Source organism: Psychroflexus lacisalsi (genome assembly GCF_020164495.1).
Lineage (GTDB): Bacteria > Bacteroidota > Bacteroidia > Flavobacteriales > Flavobacteriaceae > Psychroflexus > Psychroflexus lacisalsi.
Genome location: NZ_JAIQYZ010000018.1, coordinates 1 through 1,296, shown reverse-complemented (window position 1 = coordinate 1,296; position 1,296 = coordinate 1). Strand labels below are relative to the sequence as shown.

The 1,296-nt window shown below is 32.6% G+C and carries 2 protein-coding genes; both read right to left on the bottom strand.

Features of this window, described 5'->3' with window-relative positions:
- Positions 1 to 15 precede the first annotated feature (15 nt).
- Complete coding sequence (locus LB449_RS13770; RefSeq protein WP_224455696.1) at positions 16 to 897, bottom strand: exonuclease domain-containing protein; 882 nt, start codon at positions 895 to 897, stop codon at positions 16 to 18.
- Complete coding sequence (locus LB449_RS13765; RefSeq protein ID WP_224455695.1) at positions 897 to 1,268, bottom strand: hypothetical protein; 372 nt, start codon at positions 1,266 to 1,268, stop codon at positions 897 to 899. Before LB449_RS13765 ends, LB449_RS13770 begins: the two co-directional genes overlap by 1 nt.
- Between the last annotated feature and the right edge of the window lie 28 nt (positions 1,269 to 1,296).

The following is a 1,296-nucleotide window of genomic DNA, read 5'->3' as shown; positions in this document are numbered from 1 at the left end:
CATTGTTAGGCACAGTTATTGCTCACTTTCTTCTACATTTGATTCGTAAAGTGCAACAAAATCAGATTCTTTTAAGATTCTCAACTTTTGTCCATTCACTTTCAATTCTTCTGCTTTTCTATGTTTTGAACTTTTCTTTTTGCCTGATAATTTACTTAAATCTTGGTCGCCAACAACTAAAAGTGTTGTTTTTTTTGTAACTCCATTTTCAACTTTGCAACCAATTTCGGAAGCAAGGACTGAAGCTTCTCTTCTTGGTATTTCTAATGAACCTGTAAAAACCAAAATTTCTCCAAACAGGTTTCCATTTGGATTTCCATCTTTTGAAACGGATTTATCGTAAGATTTTGCATTGGATAAGAGAGAATTGTTTACTCTAATCAACCAATCATCTATTGTGTTCTGCTTTTCGTTAATTGCAGAAATTAGAATATGTGCCGAAGCTTTTGCATCTTCTAACGCATCGTGATGTTTAAATGAATAATCTAATTTTTTACAAACATTTGCTAATCCATAACCTTTATAAGCAAATTCATCCCAACATCTTCTCGCTACTTTAGCTGTATCAATCCAATTGATTTGCATTAATGGCAATCCGTGTTTTATACAAGCTCTATTTATTGAAACCCTATCAAAATGTGTATGACACACGCAGATATTATTCTCTAAATTTTGTTGTAAAACCTCATATATTTCATTGAATTTTGGACTTTCAATTACATCATCTTCTGTAATATTGTGGATTGACTCATTCCAAAAGTCAAAATAATCTTCTGGATTTATTAAACTCGACCACTCTTTTTTGATTTGACCATTCTCATAAACAACGAAACCGATTTGGCAAATCGACGCCATATCAGAATTAGCAGTTTCAACGTCAATTGCTAAAAAGTTCATTAAATCGAAGTTTTAAGTTTTTCTAAATCCATTGTGAATGTAACTCGCATATCTGTTTTAGTACAAGTCAAAACAATTTCTTCGTCTAAATTTAGATTTAGGTCTTCTCCTCGAAGTGCTTGCCATTTAGCAATATAATTCAGAGCACCAATTTTTTCTTTTTTCTTTAATGTCTTATCAACGCCACCTTTATATCCAAGAACTGGTAATTCTCCTCTTTTAGCTTTTTCGGCTAATTCAGGTTCTTTTTTTGCTAAAGCTCGACCAACTTCATAGTTTTTAATCAATCCTTTATCTTCTCGTCGCCAAGTTTCCTCCCAAGAGAGATTCACTCTGTCTGGTTCTGAAAAACTTCTGTAGATTTTTGTCATTGTCGTTGGTTTTTAATTGTGCCTAACG